General features: G+C 36.3%; 24 protein-coding genes and 1 other RNA gene. 13 read left to right on the top strand and 12 right to left on the bottom strand.

Annotated elements, in window-relative coordinates:
* Positions 1-20: 20 nt before the first annotated feature.
* From IEV69_RS08095 to msrA, 3 genes are read right to left on the bottom strand one after another with little or no spacing between them, the layout of a single operon-like run.
* On the bottom strand, positions 21-323 hold the full coding sequence (locus tag IEV69_RS08095) for a hypothetical protein (protein ID WP_188441327.1): 303 nt from the start codon (positions 321-323) through the stop codon (positions 21-23).
* A gap of 49 nt (positions 324-372) precedes the next feature.
* The gene (gene folE / locus IEV69_RS08090) at positions 373-909 is read right to left on the bottom strand and encodes a GTP cyclohydrolase I FolE (RefSeq protein WP_373283664.1); all 537 of its coding nucleotides are present in this window, start codon (positions 907-909) and stop codon (positions 373-375) included.
* Positions 910-949: 40 nt separating this feature from the next.
* Entirely contained in the window at positions 950-1,507 is a 558-nt protein-coding gene (gene msrA, locus IEV69_RS08085) for a peptide-methionine (S)-S-oxide reductase MsrA (protein WP_188441323.1), read from the bottom strand.
* A 159-nt stretch (positions 1,508-1,666) separates the two neighbouring features.
* Between msrA and IEV69_RS08080 the strand changes: the two genes are divergently transcribed.
* From IEV69_RS08080 to IEV69_RS08070, 3 genes are all read left to right on the top strand, one after another.
* Positions 1,667-2,326 (top strand): ABC transporter ATP-binding protein, encoded by a 660-nt coding sequence (locus tag IEV69_RS08080; protein ID WP_188441321.1) that lies wholly within the window; start codon positions 1,667-1,669, stop codon positions 2,324-2,326.
* Positions 2,327-2,342: 16 nt separating this feature from the next.
* Positions 2,343-3,110 carry a TIGR02757 family protein gene (locus IEV69_RS08075; protein ID WP_188441682.1) on the top strand — a complete coding sequence of 256 codons (768 nt, stop codon included), beginning with the start codon at positions 2,343-2,345 and terminating at the stop codon, positions 3,108-3,110.
* A gap of 81 nt (positions 3,111-3,191) precedes the next feature.
* The gene (locus IEV69_RS08070; protein ID WP_188441319.1) at positions 3,192-4,142 is read left to right on the top strand and encodes an aldo/keto reductase; all 951 of its coding nucleotides are present in this window, start codon (positions 3,192-3,194) and stop codon (positions 4,140-4,142) included.
* Positions 4,143-4,199: 57 nt separating this feature from the next.
* On the opposite strand, the gene rny is transcribed toward IEV69_RS08070, so the two are convergent.
* The 4 genes from rny to IEV69_RS08050 all read right to left on the bottom strand — a co-directional run bounded on the left by rny (position 4,200) and on the right by IEV69_RS08050 (position 6,579).
* Positions 4,200-5,765 (bottom strand): ribonuclease Y, encoded by a 1,566-nt coding sequence (rny, locus tag IEV69_RS08065; RefSeq protein ID WP_188441317.1) that lies wholly within the window; start codon positions 5,763-5,765, stop codon positions 4,200-4,202.
* Positions 5,766-5,817: 52 nt separating this feature from the next.
* A non-coding RNA gene (ssrS, locus tag IEV69_RS08060) (6S RNA) lies at positions 5,818-5,938 on the bottom strand.
* Positions 5,939-5,990: 52 nt separating this feature from the next.
* Entirely contained in the window at positions 5,991-6,281 is a 291-nt protein-coding gene (locus IEV69_RS08055) for a cell division protein ZapA (RefSeq protein ID WP_188441315.1), read from the bottom strand.
* A gap of 7 nt (positions 6,282-6,288) precedes the next feature.
* Positions 6,289-6,579, bottom strand: a complete 291-nt coding sequence (locus IEV69_RS08050) for a coiled-coil domain-containing protein (protein WP_188441313.1) — start codon at positions 6,577-6,579, stop codon at positions 6,289-6,291.
* A gap of 159 nt (positions 6,580-6,738) precedes the next feature.
* On the opposite strand from IEV69_RS08050, the gene IEV69_RS08045 reads away from it, so the two are divergent.
* Together IEV69_RS08045 and IEV69_RS08040 are read left to right on the top strand one after the other, a co-directional pair.
* Positions 6,739-8,457 carry a M23 family metallopeptidase gene (locus IEV69_RS08045; RefSeq protein WP_188441311.1) on the top strand — a complete coding sequence of 573 codons (1,719 nt, stop codon included), beginning with the start codon at positions 6,739-6,741 and terminating at the stop codon, positions 8,455-8,457.
* A gap of 10 nt (positions 8,458-8,467) precedes the next feature.
* Positions 8,468-10,930, top strand: a complete 2,463-nt coding sequence (locus IEV69_RS08040; RefSeq protein WP_229741405.1) for a TonB-dependent receptor — start codon at positions 8,468-8,470, stop codon at positions 10,928-10,930.
* 3 nt (positions 10,931-10,933) lie between these two features.
* Here the strand turns inward: IEV69_RS08040 and IEV69_RS08035 are convergent, their stop codons facing one another.
* Positions 10,934-12,082, bottom strand: a complete 1,149-nt coding sequence (locus IEV69_RS08035; RefSeq protein ID WP_188441309.1) for a cysteine desulfurase family protein — start codon at positions 12,080-12,082, stop codon at positions 10,934-10,936.
* Between the two features lie 87 nt (positions 12,083-12,169).
* Between IEV69_RS08035 and IEV69_RS08030 the strand changes: the two genes are divergently transcribed.
* Positions 12,170-12,694 (top strand): hypothetical protein, encoded by a 525-nt coding sequence (locus tag IEV69_RS08030; RefSeq protein ID WP_188441307.1) that lies wholly within the window; start codon positions 12,170-12,172, stop codon positions 12,692-12,694.
* A 4-nt stretch (positions 12,695-12,698) separates the two neighbouring features.
* On the opposite strand, the gene IEV69_RS08025 is transcribed toward IEV69_RS08030, so the two are convergent.
* Entirely contained in the window at positions 12,699-13,250 is a 552-nt protein-coding gene (locus IEV69_RS08025; protein WP_188441304.1) for a Smr/MutS family protein, read from the bottom strand.
* A 193-nt stretch (positions 13,251-13,443) separates the two neighbouring features.
* Between IEV69_RS08025 and IEV69_RS08020 the strand changes: the two genes are divergently transcribed.
* The gene (locus IEV69_RS08020; protein WP_188441303.1) at positions 13,444-15,318 is read left to right on the top strand and encodes a DUF8693 domain-containing protein; all 1,875 of its coding nucleotides are present in this window, start codon (positions 13,444-13,446) and stop codon (positions 15,316-15,318) included.
* Positions 15,319-15,389: 71 nt separating this feature from the next.
* Here the strand turns inward: IEV69_RS08020 and rocD are convergent, their stop codons facing one another.
* Positions 15,390-16,670 (bottom strand): ornithine--oxo-acid transaminase, encoded by a 1,281-nt coding sequence (gene rocD, locus IEV69_RS08015; protein ID WP_188441301.1) that lies wholly within the window; start codon positions 16,668-16,670, stop codon positions 15,390-15,392.
* Positions 16,671-16,853: 183 nt separating this feature from the next.
* Here rocD and IEV69_RS08010 point away from each other — a divergent pair, with 183 nt between their 5' ends.
* Genes IEV69_RS08010 through IEV69_RS07995 form a run of 4 tightly spaced genes read left to right on the top strand, consistent with a single transcriptional unit; the run spans position 16,854 to position 20,905 of the window.
* Positions 16,854-18,284 (top strand): SLC13 family permease, encoded by a 1,431-nt coding sequence (locus IEV69_RS08010; protein ID WP_188441299.1) that lies wholly within the window; start codon positions 16,854-16,856, stop codon positions 18,282-18,284.
* Between the two features lie 47 nt (positions 18,285-18,331).
* A complete protein-coding gene (gene rlmD, locus IEV69_RS08005; RefSeq protein ID WP_188441297.1) occupies positions 18,332-19,747 on the top strand; it encodes a 23S rRNA (uracil(1939)-C(5))-methyltransferase RlmD in 1,416 nt (471 codons plus the stop codon).
* Positions 19,747-20,238, top strand: coding sequence for a DUF6452 family protein (locus tag IEV69_RS08000; protein ID WP_188441296.1), 492 nt, complete (start codon positions 19,747-19,749; stop codon positions 20,236-20,238). Before rlmD ends, IEV69_RS08000 begins: the two co-directional genes overlap by 1 nt.
* Complete coding sequence (locus IEV69_RS07995) at positions 20,210-20,905, top strand: DUF6048 family protein (protein WP_188441294.1); 696 nt, start codon at positions 20,210-20,212, stop codon at positions 20,903-20,905. Before IEV69_RS08000 ends, IEV69_RS07995 begins: the two co-directional genes overlap by 29 nt.
* 1 nt (position 20,906) lies before the next feature.
* Here IEV69_RS07995 and IEV69_RS07990 read toward each other — a convergent pair whose 3' ends face one another.
* On the bottom strand, positions 20,907-22,055 hold the full coding sequence (locus IEV69_RS07990) for a THUMP domain-containing class I SAM-dependent RNA methyltransferase (protein WP_188441292.1): 1,149 nt from the start codon (positions 22,053-22,055) through the stop codon (positions 20,907-20,909).
* 57 nt (positions 22,056-22,112) lie between these two features.
* Here IEV69_RS07990 and IEV69_RS07985 point away from each other — a divergent pair, with 57 nt between their 5' ends.
* Positions 22,113-22,844, top strand: coding sequence for a class I SAM-dependent methyltransferase (locus tag IEV69_RS07985; protein ID WP_188441290.1), 732 nt, complete (start codon positions 22,113-22,115; stop codon positions 22,842-22,844).
* Complete coding sequence (locus IEV69_RS07980; protein ID WP_188441288.1) at positions 22,844-23,512, top strand: ZIP family metal transporter; 669 nt, start codon at positions 22,844-22,846, stop codon at positions 23,510-23,512. The genes IEV69_RS07985 and IEV69_RS07980 overlap by 1 nt, the downstream gene beginning before the upstream one ends.
* Here IEV69_RS07980 and trhA read toward each other — a convergent pair.
* Positions 23,509-24,135 (bottom strand): PAQR family membrane homeostasis protein TrhA, encoded by a 627-nt coding sequence (gene trhA, locus IEV69_RS07975; protein ID WP_188441287.1) that lies wholly within the window; start codon positions 24,133-24,135, stop codon positions 23,509-23,511. The genes IEV69_RS07980 and trhA overlap by 4 nt on opposite strands.
* Between the last annotated feature and the right edge of the window lie 175 nt (positions 24,136-24,310).

Here is a 24,310-nt window from a genome sequence, read left to right as displayed (position 1 = left end):
AATTGATTTGACAGCTTTTTTTATTCTACAATTTCTACTTCCAACGGCTCTTTAATAGATTTATTTTTTTTCCAGACATAGGTATATATCCAGATGAGCGTAAAAGTGGGAATCAAATCCAAACCCGGTGATAGTTCTTCCAGAAAAACAATTACTGCCGCTACTTTTCCTTTTTTACCCTGGTACATTTTGTTCATCTGTGTAGCCGCAAAAGGAGCCCAAATAAGATCAATGAAAGGTCCGATACCCGGAAACAAATAGGACACCATGCCAATGAGATCATAGGCAATACCTTTTAAAAGCAGTTTGTTTTTTTCAGTCATTCAAGGTCGTTTTATATTCTAAAACGCAACAAATGTTCCAAAAATTGTCTTACTTCTCGATGAGCTTTAAAAACTCATTGCGGGTTTCAATTTTTTCAAATGCCCCTCTAAAACCTGATGTAGTTGTAACTGAATTTTGCTTCTGCACACCACGCATCATCATACACATATGTGCCGCTTCAATAACCACCGCAACCCCTTTGGGTTGGAGCGTATTGTTGATGCAATCCAAAATTTCCTTGGTCATGCGTTCCTGAACCTGCAATCGACGTGCAAAAACATCAACCACACGTGGCAGCTTGCTCAGTCCCACAATATGACCATTGGGTATGTATGCAATATGTGCTTTACCAAAGAAAGGTAACAAATGGTGTTCACATAATGAATACAATTCAATATCTTTTACAATCACCATATTTTCATAAGTCTCCTTAAACATCGCTCCTTTTAGTATTTGAGCGGCATCCTGGTGATAACCCTGAGTTAAATACCGCATGGCCTTGGCAGCCCGTTCGGGGGTTTTTACAATTCCTTCTCGGGTAATGTCTTCTCCTAGTCCCGTGAGGATCTGGCTGTAACTATCCATCAACCCTTTTGTAATGTGCTCATTGCTTATATCTTGAATATTAGTCTTCATAGTTTGAATTTGTTTTTTCTTTAAAATAGTCAGTTACTTTTTGAACTTTGGGAGCAATCACCATTTGGCAATATATTTGATTCTGATTTCGGTTATAATAGTCCAAATGGTCATCTTCGGCTTTGTAGAAAGGAGTTGCAGCAGATACTTCTGTAACAATGGGTTTTTCAAAAGCAGATGACTTGTCCAGTAAGGAAATCATTTTTTTAGCAGCATTTTTTTGTGTTTCCGAATGATAAAAAATAGCACTTCGATATTGGGTACCCTTATCATTCCCTTGTTGATTGAGTGTAGTGGGATTGTGTGTTGCAAAAAAGACTTCAAGCAGCTCCTCAAAAGTAATTACTGAAGGGATATAACTTATCTGGATTGCCTCTGCATGTCCCGTTTTTCCAGAGCATACTTCTCTGTATGCCGGGTTTTTAATTGAACCGCCAATATAGCCTGGAATTACTTTCAGCACACCTCTTAAACGTTGAAAAACTGCCTCGGTACACCAAAAACACCCACCGGCAAAGGTTGCAAGTTCTGTATCTGATTTATTCATAAATAATATTGTTTAACAAATGTAGTGTAGTTTTAAACATTAATAGATTCAATTAACTTTTCGTTAATATACTAATTCCAAAAATAAACACACTCTTTAGCTGAATCGATTGTATTTATCAGCACAAATACTTACTTTCACAACTCACAATAAAGTGATATGATACACGCTGAAAACATACATAAATATTATGGGGATTTACACGTTTTAAAAGGTGTTTCTCTCCACATTAAAAGTGGTGAAGTAGTTTCTATTGTAGGTGCATCAGGAGCAGGAAAAACTACGCTACTACATATTTTGGGAACACTTGACAATCCTGCTGCAGAATCAGGTGACTTATTGATTCATAACACCAATATTTTAAAATTATCAGATAAGGAACTGGCAGCCTTTAGAAATAAAAATATTGGCTTTATATTTCAATTTCATCAATTATTACCTGAATTTAGTGCTGTTGAAAATGTTTGTATTCCTGCATTTATCAAAAATATTCCTAAAAAGAAAGCAGAGGAAAAAGCAAAAAAACTACTTGATTTTTTAGGGCTTTCACACCGATATCATCACAAACCCAATGAACTTTCAGGAGGTGAGCAACAACGTGTGGCGGTTGCAAGAGCATTGATCAACGACCCCTTAATTATTTTTGCAGATGAACCCAGCGGTAATTTAGACAGTGCAAGTGCTGACAGTTTACATTCTTTATTCTTTAAACTACGTGATGAGTTTAACCAAACATTTGTTATTGTGACTCATAATGAAGAATTTGCTGATATGGCAGACCGAAAGCTGGTGATGAGTGACGGTAAGATTGTCTCTTAATGGTGTGATGGAAAAAATAAACCAAGCTGAGCTTAAAGAATTTCTTGATGAAAAGGTGCAACTCTACAATTCACCAAAATTTATTGAGAGTGATCCCATTCAGATTCCACATCGGTTTACAGTAAAGGAAGACATAGAAATTATCGCATTTTTAGTAGCTACCATTGCCTGGGGAAACAGAAAAAGCATTATCAATAGTGGCAATAAAATAGCTGAACTCTTGGGAAATGCACCACACGATTTTGTCATCAATCACCGTGAACATGACCTTGATAGACTTCTACGCTTTGTCCATCGTACCTTTAACGGAATCGATTTACAGTTTTTTATCCACTCACTTAAAAACATTTACGAAAATCATGGTGGACTGGAGTCTGTTTTTAAAAAAAACGCCACAAAAAGCAGCATACAACCGGCCATTCATTCATTTAAAAAGATTTTTTTTAGCATCCCCCACCCTGAAAGAACGATGAAGCATGTTTCAGACCCACTTAAAAATTCTGCGGCTAAGCGCATCAACATGTTTTTAAGGTGGATGGTGAGAAATGACACAACCGGTGTGGATTTTGGAATCTGGAAAACCCTAGACCCTGCCCTGCTCTCTTGCCCGCTTGATGTGCATAGTGGAAATGTAGCCCGCAGTTTGGGATTGCTTTCGCGAAAGCAAAACGACGCCAAAGCATTACTGGAGCTTGATTCCTCTTTACGTAAACTAGATCCTGTAGATCCTGTGAAATATGACTTTGCCTTGTTTGGCCTGGGTGTTTTTGAAAACTTTAAGTGATAAACTTTTCCTAAAGTCAACCGAAGATTTTCAACAGGCTTTTGCATTTTGTATCTTTCATAGAATCAAAATTACAAGACTATGAAAACATTGAAATTTACTAATAAGGATACAGTACACGCCATTGGTTTAGGAACCTGGAAAGCCAAAGGAGCCGAAGTTAAAAAAGCTGTTAAAGACGCTCTTTATGCCGGATACAGACATATCGATACAGCAGCAGTTTACGGAAATGAGAAAGACATTGGAGAAGCGCTGCAAGAAGTCTTTGCTGAAGGCAACATTTTAAGAGAAGACGTGTTTATCACTTCAAAATTGTGGAATGATTCACATCAAAAAGCCTATGTGATTCCGGCAATTGAAAGCTCGTTGAAAAACCTGCAACTCGATTACCTTGATTTGTATTTAATACACTGGCCTGTGGCATTCAAACCCGGAATTGGTTTTCCTGAAAAGCCCGCCGATTATTATTCACTCAATGAAGTACCGCTTTCTGAAACTTGGGCAGAATTTGAAAAAGCAAAAAAAGACGGTTTGATGAAGCACATTGGTGTTTCGAATTTCAACATTTCCAACTTAAAGAAATTGATTGAGTCAGCCACTCAAATTCCTGAAATGAATCAGGTGGAGTTGCACCCTTATTTACAACAAGATGAACTTTTGGAGTACTGTACTTCACAAAACATTCTGGTTACCGGATATTCGCCATTAGGTTCAGGTGACCGTTCTGAACAAATGAAAGCGGATGATGAACCCAATTTGATGGAAATTCCGGAAATAGTTTCGATTGCCAAAAAGCATCTGGCTAGTGCTGCTCAGATATTGATTGCCTGGCAAACAGAGCGCGGAACCGCAGTGATTCCCAAATCAACTACCAAGGAAAACATCATCAATAACTTTAAAGCCAGCAGTATTCAATTAGACGAAGAAGATATGAAAGCCATTAAAAAGTTAAACAAAAACTATCGATTTATTACTGGTAAGTTTTTTGAATGTCCTGAAAAGGGTTACGACTCTATTTATGATGAATCATAAAACAGCAAACAATTAAAGTCAATAAATAAAAAATCCCGCTTAAGCGGGATTTTTTTATTATTTAGCAATATTAACAGCTCTCGTCTCCCTGATGACCGTCACTTTCACCTGACCGGGATAGGTCATATCAGTTTGTATTTTTTGTGAAATCTCAAACGAAAGGCTAGCTGCTTTTTCGTCGCTTACCTTTTCGCTTTCCACCATAACGCGAAGTTCTCTGCCTGCCTGGATAGCGTAAGCCTTGTTAACACCATTAAAGCCAAAGGCGATGTCCTCAAGGTCTTTTAAGCGCTGAATATATGAATCCAGCACTTGTCTGCGTGCTCCAGGCCTTGCGCCACTGATGGCGTCACACACCTGAATGATGGGTGACAAGAGGCTGGTCATTTCAATTTCGTCGTGGTGAGCTCCAATGGCATTACACACTTCAGTTTTTTCTCCATATTTTTCTGCCCATTGCATTCCCAGTATTGCGTGAGGAACTTCTGTTTCAGTATCGGGCACTTTACCAATATCGTGCAATAGTCCGGCACGTTTAGCGAGTTTTGGATTGAGGCCAAGCTCTGCAGCCATCACACCACAAAGTTTGGCAACTTCTCTTGAGTGTTGCAGAAGATTTTGACCATAGGAAGAACGGTATTTCATTCGGCCCACAATTTTAATAAGTTCAGGATGTAAGCCGTGAATTCCGAGGTCAATTACGGTGCGTTTTCCTACTTCAATAATTTCTTCTTCAATTTGTTTGGTTGTTTTTGAAACCACCTCTTCAATACGTGCAGGGTGAATTCTCCCATCAGTTACTAATTTGTGGAGTGACAAGCGTGCAATTTCCCTTCTCACCGAATCAAAGCAAGAAAGAATGATGGCTTCAGGGGTGTCATCTACAATGATTTCAACACCGGTGGCTGCTTCCAGCGCTCTGATGTTTCGGCCTTCACGACCAATGATACGACCTTTTACATCATCACTTTCAAGGTTGAAAACTGAAACTGTATTTTCAATGGCCTCTTCTGTTCCAATACGCTGAATGGTATTGATGACAATTTTTCTGGCTTCTTGTTGTGCGGTTAGCTTTGCCTCTTCAACTGAATTTTGAATGTAGGCCATTGCGTCTGTCTTGGCCTCTTCCTTAATGGTTTCAAAAAGTTGCGCTTTGGCATCCTGAGCCGAGAGTGAAGAAATCACTTCGAGTTGCTCTATCTGACTTCGATAGAGTTTATCAACTTCAGTCTGTTTTTTATCAAGAAAGTCAAGTTTTTCCTGATAATCTTTGATTTGTTCTTCAAGTTCTGAATTTAGTTTTTTGTTTTTTGCTAGATCGTTTGATACTTGTGATTCTTTGTCACGAATTCTTTTTTCAGCTTCAGCGATTTTTTTATCGCGGCTTAAAATCACTTTTTCATGCTCAGATTTCAGTTCGATGAACTTTTCTTTCGCTTGAAGTATTTTGTCTTTTTTTATGGTTTCTGCCTCTGATTTTGCTTCTCTCAGAATGTTTGAAGCAGTTTTTTTGGCAGATTTAACAAGGTTTGAACCATTGTTTTTTTCAATCATTTTAGCGATTAAAAAGCCCAATGCAATCCCTATTACTCCAATTGCTATTATTAAAAATAAACTATCCATGTTGGTTGAATTTAGATAAAAAAAAAGCCTACATTAAAACGTTGATTTGTATAAACTCCTTAAATCAGGTTTAGGGCTACTAAGGTGATCAATAATCCGCCAATCAGCTTTTATACTGAGACGGCACGCTTTTACACCTTGAACTCACCCTTTTTAAAGAGATCGTGTTGAGTTTATCAAAATTTGTAATAATGTAGGCAGTACCTTATTATATTTTAAAGAACGTTATAATAAAAAATCTTGCAATGTTGCGTTAAGAGTCTTCAGTCTTTCTTCTGCCATTGCAAAATCTTTTTCTTCACTTACTGATTTTTGTTCCGTTTGGGCTGCAAATTGCAGGGCACACATTGCCAAAACATCTTGTTTATCCCTTACGGCATAGTTTTGTTCAAACTGCTTAATCATTTCTTCTATCTTTTTGGTTGCTCTTCGCAAACCTTCTTCCTGATCTGGGTTAACCGTTAATGGATAGACCCTGTCAGCTATCGATAGTTTTATTTTTAGCTGGTTTGACATACTTAATTTAGTTACTCAATTGTGAAATACATACATCAATTTCACGAATTAGAGCGTTTATTTTGAGTTTAGTTTCTCGTTTAAATTGGTCACTGCCTAACATAGCATTGGCAACTTTTAAATTGTCTGTTTGTTCTTTCCATTGTTCCAACTCTTCACGTGTATTGGAATGCTGGAGCTTTTCATGAGCTAACTCTTTTTCTAAATCAGAATTAACTTGCTTTAAACTTTCATAACTATGAAGTAGCTTACTAATTCTATTTTCAAGAGTATCAACAATTTCAGAAAGAGAACCCATTAAAAATGTATATCAATGCTAATCACACAAAGTTAAGACACCAAATGAAATAAGCCAACATTTTTAATTCTTTTTTTATAATAATATTTGTTGAATATTTGAGTTGTGAAATTATGGCATTTGTAATACCTTGTAACTTCAATAGTATAAATTTAATTTATGAAAGGGATTTTAGCGGGACTATTTTTAATTTCTATTGTAACCTTTGCGCAGGAGGACACTTATTTTGAAAGCTATACTGCGGAAGAAGTTATTCCTGTTGATTACTTTTCTTATCCACTTGACATTCCATTACAATTATCGGGCACTTTTGGTGAGTTAAGAAACAATCATTTTCACGCTGGGTTGGATATTCGCACCCAAATGAAAGAAGGACTTCCAATTTATGCTGCCGCTGATGGGTTTGTAAACCGTGTTAAAGTTGCACATTTTGGCTATGGAAAAGCCTTGTACATCCAGCACCCCAACGGCTATTCAACGGTTTATGCACATCTTAAAAAATATGCCGGAGATATTGAAACCTATGTCAAAAACCTACAATATGAAAAAGAATCCTATGAAGTTGAAAGCTTTCCATCAAAAAATCAATTGATTGTTAAAAAAGGTGACCTTATAGGCTATACAGGTAATTCGGGAAGCAGTGGTGGACCTCATTTACATTTTGAAATAAGAGACCATGCCTCCAGGCCTATGAACCCAAAACTCTTTGGAATTGACATAGATGATACTCGAAAACCACTCATCAATAGTGTTTTTGTATACCCAATAAGTGATGATTCACACGTTTTTCAAGATGCCAACCCCCGGCAAATCCGTCTGATTCCAAAGAATGATGGTAATTTTGTAACCGAAAAAATAACTGCTTTTGGCACCCTTGGCTTTGGTCTTTCTGCAAACGATCAACAAAATGCTGCAAACAATCGCAACGGGGTTTTTAGAATTCAAACCAACCACAATGGTGAAAATTGCGTGGATATTGTATTTGACAAAGTTTCTTTTAGCGAAACCCGTTACATCAACCGATTTATCGATTATGGTTTTTTTAAAGAGAAAAAAGCCCGGATTCAAAAATTGTTTGTTGAAAAAAACAACCCCTTAAGTATTTTTAAAACTTCTAAAAACAATGGTTTTGTTACTGTAGAGGATGGCTACAATTCAGTTTATACAATCTTGGTTTCAGACTTTAAAGGAAATAATGTCACCATCACTGTACCCATAGAAGGTGTGAGTGACTCAATCAAAACCTCTGAAAAAGTTAAAGAATTTACTCATACTGTCTATGAGCGTGAAGGTGCTGATATTAAAGAAGGAAAATTTACGGTAAATATTCCTCCCGGAAGTTTTTATGATGACGTGCAGCTTTATATTACTTCAGATGGGAACACTTTGAAATTTCATGAAGATAATGTACCTATTCACTCTTACATCACACTTTCTGCAGATATATCAAATTTTGACACACCTGATAAAGACAAAGTTTTTATTGGAAAATTAAACTACAGAGGAGAACCTTATTACAGAAACACAGAAAGAAAAGGTGATATTATTTCAGCAAGAGTCAGGGAATTAGGTGATTATGGGCTTGGAGTAGATACTGTAGCCCCAACTATTTCACCGGTTAATTTTTCTGACGGAAAATGGATCAGTAACCACAAACATCTACAAATAAAGATTGATGACAGCCAAAGTGGAATAAAGAGTTATCGCGCCACTATCAATGGTAAATGGATTTTAATGGAATATGAATACAAGAAAAACCTTCTGACATATGATTTTGAAGACCATATTAATTCAGAAACTGAAAATAATTTAAAACTCATTGTTACAGATAATGTGGGAAATAATTCTAAATTTGAAGCAACTTTTTTCAGAAAATAAATAGATACATTTGAAAGCTACTATATTCTACCAACTTGTTCTTGTCTTTTTAATTGGCAACAGTATTTATTCACAAACAGCAACTATAAAAGGAGTTATCCTCGATCAGGAAAACCAGCCCATTCCCGGAGTGAATGTTACTTTTAACTCTTCAGGTACACTAACAGATTTTAGTGGTTTTTATTTGCTTGAAGTCCCTTCCAATCAAAATTTGACCATCAACTTTTCACATTTAAGTTTTAAAAATTTTTCATTGGAAATCAATTTTGAACCCAACGAAGACTTTGAATTTAATCCCATTATGGAACTTGATATTGAAGGCATTGATGAAGTCATCATTTCCAGCAGACAAAACAAGCAAGTACAAGGAATAGTAAATTTAACTCCTGAAACCATCCGGAAAACTCCCGGAGCTCAGGCTGGTGTTGAAAATCTTCTGAAATCACTTCCCGGTGTGAGTGGTAATAACGAATTAAGCACACAATATGCCGTGAGAGGTGGAAATTATGATGAGAATCTGGTGTATGTTAACGAGATTGAGGTTTACAGACCCTTTCTAATTCGCAGTGGTCAACAGGAGGGATTGAGTTTTGTAAACAGCGACCTCACCTCAAATGTAGATTTTTCGGCTGGAGGATTTCAGGCAAAATATGGCGATAAACTTTCTTCAGTTTTAGATATCACTTACAGACGGCCTGTATCTTTCGATGCAACCGTTGACTTGAGCCTCTTGGGCGGAAGTGTTGCTGCAGGTGGGATTTCAAAAAACGGACGATTGACTGCCATTGGAGGTGTTAGATATAGAAACAACAGTCTTTTGGTAAATGCAAAAGAAACAGAAACCAATTTCAAGCCCGTTTTTGCTGATGCACAAACATATCTCACCTATAAAATCAACAACAAGCTGGAAATTGGATTTTTAGGAAATATTTCGCTGAATGAATACAGCTACAAACCCCTCACCCGTCAGACCAACTTTGGAACACTAGCAGACCCCAAAGCATTGCTGATTTTTTATGAAGGCCAGGAAGAAGATCGGTATGAAACCTATTTTGGTGCATTTAAGGCCACTTATGCTGCTAATGATAACTTGACACTAAAGTTTATTGCCTCGGCCTATCATACCAAAGAACAAGAGCATTTTGATATTTTGGCTCAATACAGAATTGGTGAGGTCAACTCTGATATTGGATCAAGTGACCTTGGAGAAGTTGAGTTTAGCCGTGCGATTGGGTCACAACTCACCCACGCCAGAAATGATCTCGATGCACTGATTTTTAATATAGAACACAAAGGAGATTATTCTGTAAATGACAATCAATTTCAATATGGTTTGAAATATACCCGAGAAGACATCAGAGACCGTGTACAAGAGTATGAAATAATTGATTCAGCAGGATTTTCAATTCGCCCTCCCGGGATTGAATACATCAACACCCAACCTTATGAACCATATGATGCGCCATTAGTTCCTTATAACGATATTGACGCCTTTAATGACATTCAGATCAATAGAATTTCCGGATTTTTACAATGGAGTAAAAGGACCGGTATGGGAGACCATGAATTATGGTTGAATGCAGGCGTGAGAGCTCATAACTGGACGGTTAGCGGACAAGGCATTGAAACCACAACACAAACTGTATTCAGTCCGCGTGGCCAAGTAGCTATAAAACCCGACTGGGAAGCTGATATGTTGTTCAGGGTTTCGGGAGGGTTCTACCACCAACCCCCATTTTACCGAGAGCTAAGAGACTCTACCGGAACTGTAGTGCCAAATGTTAAAGCACAACAATCAATTCACATCGTTTTAGGAAATGATTACAGTTTCAAGATGTGGGAAAGAGCTTTCATCCTCAATTCAGAATTGTATTACAAATCACTTTCAGATGTAAATCCATATACACTTGAAAATGTTCGCATTCGATACAGAGCTGCCAATAATGCTAAGGCCTATGCTTATGGTCTAGATTTAAGACTTACCGGTGAATTTGTTCCGGGCACTGAAAGTTGGCTAAGTTTTGGGTATCTCAAAACAGAAGAAAACATAGACAACAGAGGATATATTTTCAGACCTTCAGACCAGCGCATGAAATTTGGTATTCTCTTTCAGGATTATGTTCCAAAAATACCCGATATGAAAGTTTATTTAAATCTTGTATATAACACGGGTGTTCCGGGCGGATCACCAAGCTATGCAGACCCCTATGATTACCAAAGTCGCTTACCCGATTACAAAAGGGCTGACGTAGGTTTTTCATATGTTCTTGTGAGTGAAGACAAGCTAAGAGCTTCAGGATGGTTAAAACCTTTCAGGGAACTTACTTTTGGATTTGAAATTTTCAACATTTTTGACGTTCAAAACTCAATTACAAATACGTTTGTGAGAGATGTAGATACAAAGGTGCAATATGCCATTCCAAATTATTTAACTCCCAGAGTATTTAATATAAGAACGACAATGCGGTTTTAAAAATTAGTTTTCAATAAACTCCTTCAATACCTGCACTACATAATCTACTTCCTCTTTGGTGTTAAACAATGAAAATGAAAAACGGATAGATGGCTTTTTCCTGTCTTCTTCATTGAGAATTGCGTTTAAAACGTGTGAGCCCTGATCGCTACCACTTTGACAGGCACTTCCCTTTGAACAGGCAATTCCCTTTAAGTCAAGTTGAAAAAGCAGCATGAGGGCTTTTTGTGGAGAAATGGGCAGACAAACATTCAATAAAGTGTAAGTGCTTTTTGCGTTGTCACTACAGGCCCCGTTAAATTTTACCCCCTGAATTTCCTTTTTAAGTGTTTCAATAAAATAGTCTTTCAATGAAAGTATGTATTCTTTCTCTTCCTCAAGATGCTCATAGGCCAGTTGAAAAGCAGTTTCGAGCCCTGCTATGTTGTGAACAGCTTCTGTTCCCGCTCTCAATCCTCGCTCCTGCTGACCGCCAAAAATGAGTGATTGCAATCCTGTGTTTTTTCTGATAAATGCAAATCCCACACCTTTGGGCCCGTGAAACTTATGCGCCGCTGCGGTTATAAAATCAATTTTTACTTCAGAGAGGTTCAGCCTAAAATGACCTATAGATTGCACGGTATCAGAATGAAATAAAGCGTTGTATTTTTTAGACAATGCACTCACTCGGTCAAGATCAAGCATGGTTCCCACTTCATTGTTGACATGCATTAAACTAATCAAAGTCTTTTTAGATGAATCTTTCAAAAAGCTCTCAAGTTGATCATAATCAATTTCTCCACAAGAATCCAAAGTTAGCAAATCGATTTCTACTTCATAATTCTTATGGAGCTCTTCTATAGTATGTAAAACGGCATGGTGTTCTATTTGAGTTGTGATAATACGATTTACACCAAGGTCTCTCACACAACTATTGAGGATTAAATTGTCAGCCTCGGTACCTCCTGAAGTAAATATAATTTCTGCTGCTGTTACACCAAGTTCATTCGCTATCGTTTTTCTAGCATTTTCAATTAAAGATTTAGATGCTCTACCATAGGAGTGTGTGGATGAGGGGTTTCCAAAATCATTTTGCATCACTTTGGTGATGCGTTCGATAACCTCTTTTCGCATTTGGGTGGTTGCAGCGCTGTCAAAATAAACACTTTTCATTTTTCAAAAATAGTTTATTTGAAATAATTAAGATTACTTCTATTATTAGTATTGCAAAACTATTACTTTTGTGGAAACACACTCACAATGAAACAGTTTTTTTTAGCACTAATTTTGGTTTTGGCAGTTAGTTCCTGTGATGATGGCGATATTATTGTAACCACTTTTGATTTTGAAGCCATTGAACTCGATTACTGTGAAGTTATTGAAGGTTATGTTTTTTATAAAATTAATAACACCAATTTAGAAACATTATCATTTAAATTAACCGCTCAGGATTCTATTCTTTATCAAGAGGATACACTTATTTTCACTATTGATGGAACTACAAATGCCGTGAATTATAGGACTTATCAAAATGAAATCCCTGCAAGTTATTTTTGCAGTAGTGTTCCACCGATTACCCCAGAAGTTGACAGAGATTATGTAAGCAACCAAGGAAGTGCAACATTAAGAACCCAAATTACTGATACCACTTATAGCGGTGTTGGAATTGAACAGGATACTACCTTTGTTTTTACAACAAGTATTATTTTAAATAATATCAAACTGGAAAGTCAAAACGAAGTTATTATCAGAGAAACGATTGATCTTGGTCTGATTAATAATTAATGTTCTAAGAGCCGGAGTTTTGAAAAATATATACCTCTGTAGCACCACGACCATATTTTTGATAATCAGCATCATAAAACTTAATATTATCATAGCGTTTTAGCAAGAACTCCAGTTCCTGACGCAACACGCCCTCACCCACTCCGTGAATAAACACCACTCGCTGAAAGCGTTTTTGTATGGCAAAATCCAATTGACGCTTGGCTGTATCCATTTGTAAATTGAGCATATCATAATTATCCATTCCACGAGTAGACTTAACAAGCTGATTGATATGTAAATCAATTTCCATTACTGGAATGTGCTTTTCTGTTTTAAAAAGAGGTGCTTTTCGTTTTTTAGTAGATTCTTTTTCTTTTAAGACCTCTGGGAGTGGAACTGAAAATTCTATTTCTTTAGAGATATTTTGGTTGGATTTTATAAGCTCATTTTCATTAAAGTATAACTCAAACCCGTCTTCAGTTTCAACAACAACTTGATTGTTTTTAAAACCAACTACTCTTCCATCCATTAATTCATCAATAGCAGAAACGAAATCACCTTTATTTAATTTCATGATCTAATTATAATTTTTAGCAAATATAGTTTTTAAAATTAATTAATAACTTCATTAAAAAACTAGTCAAATTCTCCAAAACCAAGTAGTTAATCGAAAAATTATACAATTCATCTATTTTTTCAAAAAGATTATTGTAAATTTGTTTAATTATAATTTCGCCATTTTTATAGAAATTTATAAAATTAAATATATGAGACCCCTACTCTTTCTTGCACCATTCCTACTTGTATCAGGTACTTTATCTGCACAGTTATATGTAAGCCCAAATACAACCAGTGGGAGTGATAGCTATATTTATGCCAATGATGCTGTCTTATATGTTGAACAAGATATAGAATTGGTGGAAAACACAAACGCTGAAACAAAAGCAAGTATTTATTTCAGAGGGGATGCTCAGCTTATCCAGGGTGATAAATTAACCTCCCAAAATTCAGGAAACGGCTCAATTTCAATTTTACAAAGAGGATGGGCTAACGCCTATGATTATAACTATTGGGGTTCACCTGTTGGCGTTCCCGAGGGGGTAGCGGGCAATAAAAATTTTGGTATTACCAGATTTTTTGATGTACAAGATGGGGGGACACATCCTACACATAGTCTTCAACAAGAAACTACAGGCGCTTTAAATGGTCTATCAAACCCATTGCGTATTTCGAGCAGATGGATTTACGCTTTAAGAGGTTCTAATTCTTATTATGGCTGGGTTTATATTGCTAATTCAAACGGTATACTTCCGGGCGAAGGTTTCTCCATGAAAGGAACCCGAACCGATGTGGATGCCCATGACCAACTTTATGATTTTAGGGGAAGACCTAATGACGGTGATATTTCAATAACAGTATCTCATAATGGAACTGAAGGATTATCAACTTTGGTTGGTAACCCTTATCCCTCAGCGATTGATTTAGCGGCTTTTATATTTGATAATACTGCTATTGAGGGTCAGGCCTTGTTTTGGGATCAAGACCGCACAACCAACACTCATTATATCTACGATTATGAAGGCGGTTATGGAATTTGGGTTCCAGCTGGAGGTGATGATATTGGTGACGGCACAACTTCCGGAACATATACAAACCCAGTTTATACTTATACAGACGGTTATGGAACTTCAGGAACACCAACCGGTGAAGTAGGTGAATATGTAGAAAGAAGATTTGCTCCTGTAGGTCAAGGTTTTGTGGTTCTAGGTGATGAAACAATTGGACCTGGCAATGGAACTGTAACTTTTAAAAATAGCATGAGAAGACACATAGGTTTAGGAGCTGAAAACTTTAGCCAGTTTAAATCTCAAACAAATTCTTCTAATAAATCAAATATTTCTGAATATTACCTCGATATTATGGGGTCATTAAGGTTTCACATTGGAATAGACGAAAACTATGTGAGGGATATGGTTTTAATGTTTTCTGATGAATCCACCAATGGTATTGACAGAGGTTATGATGGTAGCCATCCTGGTATTATCTCATCGGGTGATGCCTATTGGAAACTGGAGGACGTTGAAAAACCATATGTTATTCAGACTAGACCTTATGATTTTCATTCTAAAATTCCACTAGGTGTTAAAGTTAAAAATGGCGCTAATTATTTTGAAGTAAGCTTAGTAGAAATTAAAGGGTTTGACAATATTGGAAATTTAAAACTATTTTTATTTGATGCCTTTGAAAAAACTTATCAAAAATTGGATTTAAACAACAAAGCGCTTATCAATCATTCCGGAGCAGGAGGTGTTATTGAAGACAGATATTTTATTGTGTTTAAAAAAGGACATCACAACAACGGACAAAACAATGGAAATGGCAACAAAAATATTTCAGCTTTAGATTTTTTCCAAAACAACAGGGCAAAACAACTTGAAGTTTACAACCCTGAGACTATTGACATCAAATCTGCTTATGTATACGACATGAGCGGTAAAACAGTGATTCAGGAAAGCAATTTGGGTAAGCAAACCAAATATTCCTTCAGTACTGCAAATTTAAGTTCTGGTGTATATTTAGTAAAGCTGATTACTGTAGACGATATCATTATTGATTACAAAGTTACCGTCCATAATAAATAGAATGTACCCCCATAACAAAAAAGGCTGTTTGTTAAATTCAAACAGCCTTTTTTAATTTCCATAATTTATATTTATTTTTCAAAAGTAAGGAGTGTTCTTGTGATGATCGAAACACAGTCAAGCAATTGTTCTTGATTCATTACTAAAGGAGGTGCAAAACGAATAATGTTTCCGTGGGTGGGTTTTGCTAACAAGCCATTATCACGCAAGGCAATACAAATGTCCCAGGCTGTTGAACTGTCTTCAGAGTCGTTAATCACAATGGCATTTAAAAGTCCGCGCCCTCTAACTAGCTTTACAATCTTGCTGTTTTCAATGTATTTTTCCAATTCGTTTCTAAAAAGCTCTCCAAGTTTTCTTGAGTTTTGCGCCAGGTGCTCATCTTTGACTACTTCAAGTGCAGCCATACCCACTGCTGCTGCAACCGGATTTCCTCCAAATGTAGAACCGTGTTGACCGGGTTTAATGACATTCATTATATGATTGTCTGCCAAAACCGCTGAAACCGGATATGCACCACCTGAAAGAGCTTTTCCCAATATTAAAATATCAGGACGGCTGTAAGTTGATTGTTGTTCACAGCGGTTTTCACAGGTACAGTTGCCACATACAGCCAGCAAAGAACCTGTTCTGGCAATACCGGTCTGAATTTCATCTGCCATAAACAAAGCGTTGTGTTTTGTACATAATTCACGTGCGTGCTTCATATAATCATCTGCCGGGGTATAAACACCGGCCTCACCCTGAATGGGCTCGACTAAAAGCCCTGCAATATTATCATTCTCTTCAAGTGCTTTCTCTAGTGCTTCGGTATCATCATAAGGTATTTTTATAAATCCAGGCGTGAAAGGACCAAAGTTTTTACGTGCATTTTCATCATTGGAAAATGAAATAACGGTAGTAGTTCTTCCGTGAAAATTATTTTCGCACACAATGATTTGAGCCTCTTTTTCATCCACCCCTTTTACTTCATAAGCCCATTTTCGGGCAATTTTGATGGCCGTTTCAACGGCTTCGGCACCGGTATTCATAGGCAATACTTTATCAAACTTAAAATACTCGGTGATGTATTCCTCAAAGCGACCCAGCATATCGTTGTGAAATGCTCTGGAGGTTAAGGTAAGTGTTTCTGCTTGACGGCTCATAGCATTGATTATTTTTGGATGGCAGTGGCCTTGATTGACAGCAGAGTATGCTGATAAGAAATCGTAATATTTTTTACCTTCAACATCCCATACATGCACACCCTCTCCTTTTTTCAATACCACAGGAAGTGGATGATAATTATGAGCACCAAACTTGTCTTCTAGTTCGATGGCTTGTTGTGAAGTGATATTCTTTGAAGTGTGCATAAATATTGAATTTAAATTAAAATTTATAATTCCTGCTTTTTGAATTTAAACAGTGGAGAGAAATCATCCTATATCCGCAAAAATAGCTATATTCTTTAAATTTTAATAACGATTCACTAATTATTGCTTAAATCATATTTTAAGAAAAATTATTGTAATAATTTTGAATTAAAAGCTATACAAATGTCAGATTCAAGAGGCTATTCTTTAAAAAAAATTGCAAAATACCCCTTCGTTTATGCCAAAAACACAAAACTAGGAATGTTTTTGGCTTGTACTATATTAGCAGGCCTTTTGACACTTTTTTTAGGAGACGATAGTTTTGTGCGGTCACAGTACATTGTTTTATTTCTCTTGTTTTTTGCTATGCTTTTGTGGTTTACAGAAGCAATTCCTCCCTTTGCAGTAGGCATTTTCATTGTTGGATATCTTATTTTTTTTATGGGGCAGGAAGGCACCATGGATGTAAAGCAATATGTACAAACATGGTCTGATGGAGTGATTTGGTTATTTTTAGGTGGTTTCTTCCTGGCAGAAGGAATGCGAAAATCCAGATTGGATATTCGTTTATTAATTATTACTGCTCCCAAGTTTGGAGACAAAGCACGTAATATCATTTTAGGGTTGATGTTTGTAACAGCAGTGCTTTCCATGGTCATGAGCAATACCGCTACCACTGCCATGATGCTGGCGACAGTGACACCTCTTTTTAAAGAAATAGAAAATAAAAAGCTTCACAAAGCCTTTTTATTCGGAATTCCCACCGCCGCAGCAATTGGCGGAATGGGAACCATAATCGGTTCTGCCCCCAATGCAATTGCAGTAGGGGCTTTAGAATCTATAGGAATAAAAATAAGTTTTATAGAGTGGATGAGCATCGGGGTACCCATTGCACTCCTACTGACGTATATTTTTTGGAAGATATTGATGCGCAAATATAACTTAGGAGACTTAAAGCTTTCAACCGATTTCATTGAAAACCTTGAACGGAAAAAAGATCATAAAAAAGAAGAAGTTCAACAAAGACGCATAGTTTTAATTGTATTTGCAATCACGGTTTTCTTCTGGCTCAGTTCACAGTGGACAGGTATACCTGTAGCAGCAGTTTCAGGTATTCCAATAGTCGCATTGACAATGATGGGAATAATTGACGCCGATGATGTAAGGAAATTGCCCTGGGACACCTTAATGTTGGTTGCCGGGGGGTTAGCACTTGGAATTGCTATACAAGAGCAAGAATTGGCGCTTTACTTTATTTCAAAAATAAGCGCCTTCAATTTTAATATTTATCTACTATTAATTCTCTTTAGCATTTTAACAGTTGTACTATCAAATTTTATGAGCAATACTGCTGCTACGACAATTCTTGCCCCTGTAGCACTTTCTATAATAAGTCTCTATGCCAATGTAAACCCTATCTTATTTATAGTGGTCATCGGGTTAAGTGCTTCTTGTTCGTTACTTTTACCTGTTTCTACTCCACCCAATGCCATTGTGTTTAGCACGGGTCTTGTGGAACAAAAAGAATTCAGGCTGGCAGGAGTTTCAATGGGGTTAATTGGTCCGGCACTTATTATTATATGGACATTCCTTTTAACTAGTCTCTTTTTTTAACTTCTTTTTTTACTAATTTATCACATTCATTACATTATTTTTGCGGTATGGGAAGAAAGAAAAACAAACGTCAAATATTTGAAAATATAGCTGTACTTGATGCCGGTGCAAAAGGAAAAAGCATAGCTAAAGCACCTGATGGAAAAGTAATTTTTCTTAAAAATGCTGTTCCTGGTGATTTGGTTGATATACAAACTACCAAAAAACGAAGTGCTTACTATGAAGGAGAAGCCATCAAAATCCATCAACATTCAGAAAGAAGAACAACACCAAAGTGTATTCATTTTGGAATTTGTGGTGGCTGTAAATGGCAAAACATGAAGTATGAAGACCAGCTCTTTTTTAAGGAAAAAGAAGTGGTCAATAACTTAAAACGCATCGGAAAAATTGAAATGCCAGAAATTTCTCCAATTCTAGGCTCTAAAGACATCTATAATTATCGCAATAAAATGGAATTTTCATTCTCAGACAGCCGTTGGCTCTCCTATGATGAAATAAATTCAGATAAAGAGTTTGAAAACCGCAATGCCTTGGGATTCCATATACCCGGTATGTGGGACAAAATTCTTGATTTAAAAGAATGTCATCTACAACGAGAGCCTTCAAACAGCATTCGTCTTGAAGTGAAAAAATATGCAGTAAAAAATAACCTTTCCTTTTTCAACACTCGAAAACAAGAAGGGTTTTTGCGCACTCTGATGATAAGAACCACCAGTATAGGCGAATTGATGGTTCTTTTCCAGTTTTATGAAGAAAATCAAACCGAAAGTGAAAAACTACTCGATCACCTTGCCGCTACTTTTCCGGAAATCACTTCATTGCTTTATGTGATTAACTCAAAAGGAAATGACACTTTATATGATCTAGATATCCGTTGTTATAAAGGCCGTGATTATATTGTGGAAGAAATGGAAGGACTGCAGTTTAAAATCAATGCAAAGTCTTTTTATCAAACCAATTCTGAACAAGCCTATGAACTTTACAAAATCACGAGAGAATTTGCCGGGTTATCAGGAAATGAGTTGGTGTATGATTTATATACCGGAACAGGAACCATCGCACAGTTTATTGCCAAACAAGCCCGGAAAGTGATCGGTGTAGAATCAGTTCCAGATGCTATAGAAGCTGCAAAACAAAATGCACAATTTAACAATATTGACAATGTTGAGTTTTATGTGGGTGATATGAAAAAAGTATTTACAGAATCGTTTATCTACCTACACGGACAGCCTGATGTGATCATCACTGACCCACCAAGGGATGGTATGCATAAAGATGTTGTTGCCCAAATCCTCAAGGTTGCTCCTCAAAAAATAGTGTATGTGAGCTGCAACAGTGCAACACAAGCCCGTGACCTTTCAATGTTGAATGAGACCTACAAACTTGTGAAAACACAGGCAGTTGATATGTTTCCACAAACACATCACGTAGAAAATGTTGTACTTTTGGAAAAACGAACATAATGATTAAAAAACTGTTTCTTTTAATTAGTTTATTTACAGTACTACAGGGTTGCACCAGAGATGACATCTGTCCTGATGATACATCAAAAACACCCTTATTAATCATCAAGTTTTTTAATGCCGAAAACCCTGAAGCACCTAAGGAAGTTCAAGCTTTTACTGTAATCAGGCCTGAAGATGAATTCAGTTTATTCGCTCCGGTTACCATTGATTCAATTTCCATTCCACTTTTGACAAATACAGATCTCACAGATTATTATTTCATTTCAAATGCAAACGACAGTATTCAAAACATAGATTTTGTCTCATTTACTTATGAAAGAAGTGATGAATATATCAACAGAGCTTGTGGGTTTAGAACCAACTTTACAGACCTTAATTTCCAGTTAGCCCCAGCCAGTCAGCAGAGTTGGATTTCGCAAATAAGCATTCAAAACGACAGTATTAACGCAAGAAACCAAAATGAAGCACATTTGTATATTTATCATTAACCTGTTGTTTGTCTGTCAGTTTTTAAATGCGCAAACTACTTCTGAACCTTTAGATTCACTCAGTGAAAAGGAAACGTTTGGATTGCGTGTGGGATTGGATGTTTTTAAACCTGCCAGAACTCTTTTTGATGATAATTTTTCCGGTTTTGAAATAATGGCTGATTATAGAATCTATAAAGACTATTATATAGCCCTTGAAATTGGAATGGATGAGAAAACCACTTTTGATGATAGAATCACTTCAAAAGGTGATGGGACCTATTTCAAATTAGGTTTTGACTACAATGCTCATAAAAACTGGTATGGCTTAAACAATATGATTTTTGGTGGATTAAGATATGGGTATTCCTCCTTTTCACAGGAACTTTTGCTATATGAAATAGCAACAGAAGCTCCTTACTTCCCACCCGATTTTCGCACAGAGCCTCTTCAATTTGACGGTCTCACCGTACATTGGATTGAACTAATTGTGGGTGTCAAAGCTGAAGTACTGAAAAATTTATTTCTTTCAATAAACCTGCAATTAAAAAACAGAGTTTCAGAAAAAACACCTGAAAATTTTGAGAATCTTTATATACCCGGATTTGGAAGGACTTATGAAAACAGTAAGTTTGGTGCCGGATTTGGATATGGAATCAGTTATTTAATTCCAATTTCAAAAAAATAATTTACCCTCTTCTTTTACTTCCTTCATAGAGTTCATATTTCACAAAGCGGGCTTCCAATTTTCCATTAAATGTTTTAATTTTTCTTGAGGGTCGTAAACCAACAAACTTGAGTGCTTCCAGATTTGCTGTAATAAACCAGGCAACAGAATTGGGATACTCTCGCTTTAAGGTGTTTCCAATATCACCGTAAAAAGTTTCTATATCGATACTTAATCGTTCATCATAAGGAGGATTAAATACAATATGCAACGGTCCGCTGGTATTTTTTTCTGTTTTAAAAAAATCTTCATGACTCACCTTAATAAACTCTTCCAGGTTTGCGTTTTTGATGTTTTCTTTCGCTTTCGCAATAGCAGAAGGAGCTTTGTCATATCCCACTATGGTGTAATTAAAATTGGTCACGCGTTTTAAAAGTGCATTTTCAATCACTTCAAACAGATTGTCGTCGTAGTCATTCCAATGTTGAAACCCAAATTCTCTTCTATTGATATTTGCGGGAATATTACAAGCTATCATTGCGGCTTCAATCAAAAAAGTGCCACTTCCACACATCGGGTCTAAAAAATCACATTGACCTTTCCATCCAGATTGCAACAACAAGCCCGCAGCCAACACTTCGTTGATGGGAGCAATATTAGTATCAGTTCGGTACCCTCTAAGATGCAGACTTCCTCCTGAACTATCTAATGAAAGCGTACATTGATCTCCTTGTATGTGTATGTTAATTTGAAAATTTGGATGTGCAGTGTCAATAGAAGGACGCTCACCTGTTGATTCACGCAATTGATCTACAATAGCATCTTTTACTTTATGAATTACATATTGAGAGTGATTGAAGAAATCCGAAAAGATAGTTGCATCTAAAGCAAATGTGGTAGTTGGACCAAAATAATCCAGCCAGTTAACTTTTCTAATTTGGCGATACAATTGTTCGTCATTTCGTGCTTTAAAACTGTAAATTGGTTTTAAAATTTTAATTGCTGTGCGTAAACTCAAATTGGCTTTATACATAAACCCCTGATCGCCAACAAATGAAACATTTCTGGTTCCCGTTACCACTTGTTGAGCACCTAAATCTTTTAATTCTTTAGCAAGCACATCTTCAAAACCATACATGGTTTTAGCTAGCATTTTAAAATTTTTTTCCATAAAACAACTTCTTAATGCTGCAAAAATACGTTAATTTAGACGTGATAATGAAAAACAATGCAAAAACTGAACGAAACCTGGTTTAGCTCCTGGTTTGACACTCCATACTATCATATTTTATATAAAGACAGGGATTATAAAGAAGCCGAAAGCTTTATGAAAAACCTCACAAGGTTCCTGGGTTTATCTAAAGGTGACTCTATTCTTGACCTTGCCTGTGGAAGAGGACGGCACTCTGTAAGCCTTAACAAGAAGGGCTTTGATGTTACCGGGGTTGACATTTCTCCTGCAAGTATAGTATATGCAAAAGACTTTGAAAATGACACCTTGCACTTTAAAGTGCATGATATGTGTAAGCCCTTTCCGGCCAAATTTGACGCTGTTTTAAATCTTTTTACAAGCTTTGGCTATTTTGAAAAAGAAGAAGATAATTTAAGGACACTTCATGCTATTAAATCAAATTTAAAGGAAAACGGAAAAGGAGTTATTGACTTTATGAATGTCGAATTTGTACTTCAAAATCTAGTTGAACGGGAAACTAAAACAGTTAACAAAATCAAGTTTCATATTCATCGATATGAAAAGGACGGTTATATATTCAAAGATATATCATTTACAGATGCAAATGATAAATACTTTTTCACTGAAAAAGTAAAAACGTTGACACTTGATGATTTTCTCTCCTACTTTCAAAAAGCAGGAATTAATTTAATACGTACTTTTGGAGATTACAATTTAGGAAATTTTGATGTGAGCAATTCGCCAAGATTAATCTTAATTTTTAATTGATGAATTACCTTCTACCCATTCTAGCTATAGCAGTAGGATATTTTTTTGTGATCCTTTTTAAACCAGAAAAACCAGGAAGTATCAAGCTCTTTCTAGCTTTTAGCGGGGCTTTTTTACTTGCGTTGACAGTCTTTGAACTACTGCCGGAAGTTTATGATTCTCAAAACAAAAACATAGGCATATTTATAATGGCTGGCATCTTGTTGCAAATATTTTTAGAATTCTTTTCAAAAGGAGCTGAACACGGCCACGTACATATACATTCAAAAAACACTACATTTCCCTGGTTGCTTTTTTTGAGTTTAAGTATTCACTCTTTTTTAGAGGGCATTCCCATCCATGACCATGACCACTTATTGATAGGAATTATAATCCATAAAATTCCAATTGCAATCATTCTAACTGTTTTTTTTATTCAAGCGGGATACAGTACTAAAAACAGCTTACTTTTCTTGCTCTTATTCTCTTTGATGACCCCCGCCGGAAGTTTTGCTTCTGAAAAGTTTGAATTCTTGGAATTATATTATGTGGAAGCTACTGCCGTTGTTATTGGTATTTTTTTACATGTTTCTACAACTATACTATTTGAAAGCAGTGAAGGTCATAAGTTTAATTTAGCAAAACTTCTGATTGTTATTTTTGCTACATTTCTGGCTTATTTACTTTAAATAACCCTCAAGAATATAAATAAATAATGAAAAAGGCTTCCCAATAAAACAAATATATGCCAGATAACGTGGAAGAATTTCACACGATGCCTTATATAAAAAAGAATTCCCACTGTATAAAACAATCCTCCAAGGGCCAGCAATGTTAATCCCAAAGTATCAGTTCTTTCATACAATGTCTGAAAGTCAAACACAATCAGCCAGCCCATAATGATATAAAGCAATAACGAAATGGTTTCAAACCTTCCGGTAAAAAAAAGCTTTAATATAGTTCCAACCGCAACAATTCCCCAAACTGTCCAGAAAAGTTCCCATCCTAGACTGTCCTCGAGCAGAATTAAAACTATGGGACTATACGTTCCCGCTATTAACACATAAATGCTTATATGGTCAAGAATGCGATATTGATCTTTACGAGGTGTTCGTTTTTCAAAGTGGTAAATAGTAGAGGCAAAATACAATAAGACCAATGAAGTTCCATACAGGCATACACTTAAAATACTTTGAAAAGTTCCACTTGTCTCATAAATAAGCAAGAGGACAAATCCCGGAATACTCATCAAAAAACCAATGCCGTGAGTAAGCCAGTTATAAAATTCTTCTTTTTCTGTTTGAGTGCGCATTTTAAGAAATCAAAGATAAAAATAACAGAATATTTCCTAAAACATTTTCTATTATCAAAAGTATATAAATAAAAAAACCCTTCATCAAAAGATGAAGGGTTTTAAAAGAAGGCGGCGACATACTCTTCCACCGTAATGGCAGTACCATCTGCGCTAACGGGCTTAACTACTCTGT

It is taken from the genome of Planktosalinus lacus (assembly GCF_014640155.1).
Taxonomy (GTDB): domain Bacteria; phylum Bacteroidota; class Bacteroidia; order Flavobacteriales; family Flavobacteriaceae; genus Planktosalinus; species Planktosalinus lacus.
Note: the sequence above shows the minus strand (reverse complement) of the source record. Positions and strands in the feature narration are given on the sequence as shown.